Below are 5,370 nucleotides of genomic sequence, written 5' to 3'. Positions count from 1 at the left end.
GTAACCGTATAGAGGCCCCAGCGGGGCCTTCCTAAGAGTTACCGCCCCCAGCGGGGGCTTCGGAATGTGCTCGGCCCCTTCGGAGGGGCCTTCTTAATACCACGGCCTCTGGCCGTGGTAGCTTATTTGACCAGTTGGAATTGTTGCTCAGGTATGGTGTGGAATGCAAATGGGACTGGTGGTTACATGACTCTCTCTAAGGATTGGAGATCTCGCAGGACACTCTCGACATCACCCAGTTGTTCCTCAAGAGAGACAGGGCTATCGAGAGGAAATACCGTTCCTTGCGTGCGATCAGGATCGCGGAGCCAGGCGGCCAAGATGACACTGACGTCGATTTCTTCCGGACGGAGCGGTCGTTCGTGATCGAGCGCGAAGCGCTCACGACATAGTGTGGCGAAGGGCTCAAGGTCCTCGCGGGTACGGACAAGGCCGCCTCTGATTAAGCGTCCATTAAGCACGAGATACACTGTTGCGGCACCCGGCTCTCGACTGGGCAACAGTACAAACGCATGTGCTCGCGTGACAATCCAGTGAAACCGTTGGTGCACTGTCTGAATTTGGTCAAGGAGTTGCAAATCCTGCTGGATACGAGCGGCTCCTTCAAAACGCAGCTCAGCGGCGAGGCCGTCGCGCTTGTCTACCAACGACTCGCGGAGTTGAGACGTCTCACCATTGAGAAACTGTAAAAATGCGGCTACCTGGGTTCTGTACCCGTCTTGAGAAATACGACCAGCACATGGCGCGGTGCACGCTCCAACTTGGCCCAGTAAACACGGAGTGAACTCTGGGGCAGGGGAGATGCTGCCCTGACACGTACGGAGGGTAAACAGCCGGGCGAGAAGACGTTGTGCTTTTTCGGCGAAATCGCGACTCCGGAAGGGGCCGATGTAGAGGGCACGATCGCTACTCGGCTTTGCTGAGATGCTAAGTCGTGGGTAGGTGTGGTTCACTGTGAGTTTGAGAAAGGCGACACGCGGGAGATGTTTGGAGAGTCGGTTATACGGTGGCTTGAGAGAATAGATTAACTCTGCTTCGCGCAGCGCCGCCTCAAGTTCAGATCCGGTTTCGTCATATTTGATCTCGTGGATATGACGGACAAGGTCGAGCACTTTATCACTGTGCCCAGTGGAGTTGGTGAAATACGAACTCACGCGCCGACGCAAGTTCTTTGCTTTGCCGATGTAGAGCAAACGACCTTCAACATCGAACATGCGGTATACACCTGGAGTTTCAGGCAGATGCGCCAGCGTCGGGCGCGGCACGGAAAACTCGAAGCGGCGACCATCTCGGGCGTGATATTGAAAATCCAAAAGGTGCCCGACGGTTGTGACCCCATGAGCAGCAAGTTTTTCCAAGAGGATCAACAATACCTCAGCGGTAATCCGTGCATCACCTAACGCACGGTGACGATCGAGACATGAGACGCCAAGATGCTCTGCCACCGCGTCGAGGGCACGGGAACGTAAGCCAGGTAACAGTCGGCGTGCAAGCCGTACGGTACAAAGCGACGGATTCAGTAACGGTGTTGAGAGCAGTCGTTGGGCATCGAAGTCGAGAAATCGTACGTCGAAGTCAGCGTTATGGGCGACAAGGACTGATGATCCAAGGAATCTCTGCAGTTGCGGAAAGATATCGTCGATCCGAGGTTGATCGCGTAACATTTCGTCGGTGATTCCCGTTAAACGTGTAATCATCGACGGCACGTGGTGCCCTGGGTTGACAAGTGTATGGAATTCCTCGATCAGTTTTCCGTTACTGACCCGCACGGCGGCGATCTCAGTAATTGCTGCGGTTCCTGGTTTTAACCCTGTGGTCTCGAGATCAACAACAACAAACTGCGCGCGTGCCAATGGCTGTTGGAGAGCTGCGTGAACGGCTACGTACCAGCGATCACTTGCTGGGTCGTAGGAAAAGTGCGGATCGGCTCCGAGTGACGAATGGAGAAAACGTCCAGCAAAGTCGGCTGCGCTTTGATGTGGAGGTTTTGGGGTTAAGCCAGAGGAGAACAGCAAACTGACCAACTCGCTTGCTGTTGCTCCTCCAGGTCGTTCAAGTAGATAATCGTACAGCTTCTGTCGCATCCGCTGACGAGATTAGCGTGTTACGATCGTCTTGGCAAAAGCGGGACCTATTCTCCAGCAATAGTCATGCGGGCAATTTTCAGTGTCGGCGCTGCAATGGTACTGCGTAAATCTAAGTCGTTCCCGATCACTTCAATCTGCTTGAACATATCGAGAAGATTGCCGGCAATGGTAACCTCCTCAACAGGGTAGGCGAGTTCTCCATTTTCAATCCACATGCCGACCGCTCCTCGCGAATAGTCACCAGTGACAGGATTCACGCCGAAGCCAGACAGCTCAGTAACGTACAGACCGGAGCGTACTGAACGAATGATCTCTTCTGGTGATGTCGTTCCTGGTTTGAGGAAGAAGTTTGTGGTGGTGGCAGCGGGAGCATCTGAAAAGGAGCGGCTTGCGCTTCCAGTCGATTGCATGCCGAGCTTTTTTGCCGAGTAGGTATCAAGGAGATAGCTCTTCAGGACGCCATCTTCGATCACCGGGGTGCGACGGGTAGGGAGCCCTTCGCCATCGAATGGCTTTGATCCAAGAGCAGAAGGGAGGCGTGCATCATCATCGATCCAGACTCCGTTCGTAGCGATTTTTTGTCCGAGTTTCCCCAACAGAAAAGAGGTTTTTCGATAGAGAGACGAGCCGGAAATCGCTGCGGCAAGGTGGCGTAACAAACTCGCTGCCATCTGTTGATCAAAAACGATCGGTGCGTCTTGGGTTTTTACCCGACGTGCGTCGAGACGACGGAGTGTCCGTTCTGCTGCCTTTTGGCCGATGGCGGCCGGCGACTCGAGCTGAGCGAATTTTCGATGCGACGAATACCAGTAATCACGCTGCATCGCACCGTTGGAGGCGGCAACCGGCACGACCGTTAGCGAGTAACTACTTGTGCGGTACCCTCCGGAGAAGCCCAAGGAATTGGCATACAACACTTCGTGATCACCACTGGAAAACTCTGCCCCTTCTGAGTTGATGATACGTGGGTCGATACTCATAGCTGCTGCTTCTGCTTCACGGGCAAGGGCAATCTTCTCTTCTGGCGAGAGCGAAGTTCCTGCGTCGTACAAATCAAGATTTGGCAAGTCCTTCGCCAAGAGATTGGCGGGCGGTAAACCTGAGAACTCATCTGCCGCAGTCGCTTTCGCCAGTGCGATGGTCTCCTCGACTAAAGCAAATAGCGTATCGCGAGTGAAGTCCGCGGTTGAGGTGATCGCGCTGTGTTGGTTGACAAACAGACGCAACCCCATGCGTTTTTCTTGGGACTGCTGTACTTTTTCGACTTCTTTGAGGCGTACGCCAGTAGAGAACGACTCTCCGGTGGCGATCAAAATATCACCAGCCGTAGCTCCTTGCTTGCGTGCGAGTTCGAGGATTTCTGTAGCCAAATTTTCGATATTCATGCTGGTCTCCTATGCTTGAGTGCCACCGACAGTGAGACCATCAACCCGTATAGTTGGCAGTCCCACTCCAACGGGAACGGACTGTCCCTCCTTGCCGCAGGTGCCAATGCCTTCGTCAAGTTTCAGGTCGTTGCCGACCATAGAAATACGCGTGAGCACGTCAGGGCCGTTCCCGATGAGTGTTGCACCTTTGACTGGGCGAGTAATTTTTCCGTCCTCGATCAGATACGCCTCACTTGCAGAGAACACGAACTTGCCGCTGGTAATATCGACTTGCCCGCCTCCGAAAGAGACTGCATATAGACCACGCGGCACTGAGGCGAGAATTTCCTCGGGAGTAGTATCTCCCCCTAACATGAACGTGTTGGTCATGCGTGGCATAGGGATATGGGCGAAACTCTCACGTCGTCCATTGCCAGTTGGTGGGACCTTCATGAGCCGAGCGTTGAGTTTGTCCTGGAGGTAGCCCTTGAGAATTCCTTTCTCAATGAGGACGGTACGGCTTGTCGGTGTTCCTTCGTCATCGACATTGAGTGATCCGCGGCGATTGGGAAGAGTGCCGTCGTCCACTACCGTACACAATTCGGAGGCAACCTTTTTCCCGAGAAGGTCACTAAAAGCAGACACTTTCTTGCGATTAAAATCCCCTTCGAGTCCATGGCCGATTGCTTCGTGAAGCAGAATGCCTGGCCATCCTGGACCGAGTACGACCGTCATCGTGCCTGCTGGAGCTGGAACTGCTTCGAGGCCCAGGATCGCCTGACGCGCAGCTTCTTGAGCAAAGGTTTGCCAGCGATCAGAGTCAAACAAGAGGTGATAATCCATACGGCCACCACCGCCATAACTTCCCTGTTGGCGATTGCTACCATCCACGGCAATGCACGTGACCTGGAGGCGAAGCAGTGGCTGCGTATCGGCAACCATTTCCCCTGAAGACGAGAGGATGAGCACGTGCTTCTGCTCGACTGCAATCGAGGCCATGACGTTGACGATGCGTGGGTCGTAGCGCCGCGCTGCTTCGTCGATCCGTTGGAGGAGTGCGATGCGTTCGCTGAGCGGGATAGCGGTTGGTGCGGTTGGCAGGGAGTACAAATCTTGTTGCGGACGATGGATGCCGGTAACGGGGGTAACCTGTGTTTGTCCAGACTCATGAGCAATGGTACGAGCCGTTCGAGCAGCAATTTGTAGCGTATCGACAGTAATATCGTCAGAGTGCGCATAGCCTGTCTTATCTTCAGCAACAACGCGAACGCCTACTCCCTGTGAGAGTGCGCGAGAAGTTTTTTTTACGGCTCCTTCTTCAAGCGCAACGACCTCATTGGTGCGGGCCTCAAAATAGAGATCAGCATAATCGGCACGTTTTTCCAACGCGGTGTTCAGTGTCTGTTCGAGGTGTCGAGACGTGAGATCACGAGATGTGAGAAAGAGCTGTTCTGGTGATAACATATCTTGTTGCATGACCCTGCCCTTCGGTGATGAGTTTGCCAGTGAATACGGTACGGGTACCTGGTGCAATCTGGAATGACGAACGGTTTCTTGCCAAAAAAGGATAGCGAGGCACGCCGCAGTACTCAAGCGCGAGCGCTCCTGCTTGACAAACTCAGGAAAAGTTTTTACAAGGTGCCCTCTCGCGAAAACGGCAGAGAGAAAACAGAGAGAAAATATAGAATCGTTGACAAGAATAGAGAAGGTCGTTATAAGAGAACTTCTCGTTCAGATTCTATCCACATCATCTGGATTCAATCTCACGTTCTTGATCATTGCGAGAAACAAGCTCTTTGACAGCTAGGGAGGCACTGGAGAGGTGTCTTAGGGAGAGAGAGGGAAGCGAGAAGTTCTGAGTGGACCCGCAAGGGTCTGCGGAGTAAGGTTTAAGTGGAGAGTTTGATCCTGGCTCA

Annotated in this window: 3 protein-coding genes; all 3 read right to left on the bottom strand. The window is 53.6% G+C overall.

Annotation, left to right across the window (positions count from 1 at the left end; translation table 11 throughout):
* Positions 1–182: 182 nt before the first annotated feature.
* From FJ147_26855 to tldD, 3 genes are read right to left on the bottom strand one after another with little or no spacing between them, the layout of a single operon-like run.
* Positions 183–2,084, bottom strand: a complete 1,902-nt coding sequence (locus FJ147_26855; protein ID MBM4259507.1) for a hypothetical protein — start codon at positions 2,082–2,084, stop codon at positions 183–185.
* Positions 2,085–2,131: 47 nt separating this feature from the next.
* On the bottom strand, positions 2,132–3,472 hold the full coding sequence (locus FJ147_26850; GenBank protein MBM4259506.1) for a TldD/PmbA family protein: 1,341 nt from the start codon (positions 3,470–3,472) through the stop codon (positions 2,132–2,134).
* A 9-nt stretch (positions 3,473–3,481) separates the two neighbouring features.
* On the bottom strand, positions 3,482–4,918 hold the full coding sequence (gene tldD, locus FJ147_26845; GenBank protein ID MBM4259505.1) for a metalloprotease TldD: 1,437 nt from the start codon (positions 4,916–4,918) through the stop codon (positions 3,482–3,484).
* Between the last annotated feature and the right edge of the window lie 452 nt (positions 4,919–5,370).

It is taken from the genome of Deltaproteobacteria bacterium (assembly GCA_016874775.1).
Classification (GTDB): Bacteria; Desulfobacterota; Binatia; order Bin18; family Bin18; genus VGTJ01.
Note: the sequence above shows the minus strand (reverse complement) of the source record. Positions and strands in the feature narration are given on the sequence as shown.

Excerpts from the sequence above, each read along its gene's own strand:
- FJ147_26855 (MBM4259507.1), bottom strand. The coding sequence starts at position 2,084 with ATGCGACAGAAGCTGTACGATTATCTACTTGAACGACCTGGAGGAGCA.
- FJ147_26850 (MBM4259506.1), bottom strand. The coding sequence starts at position 3,472 with ATGAATATCGAAAATTTGGCTACAGAAATCCTCGAACTCGCACGCAAG.
- tldD (MBM4259505.1), bottom strand. The coding sequence starts at position 4,918 with ATGTTATCACCAGAACAGCTCTTTCTCACATCTCGTGATCTCACGTCT.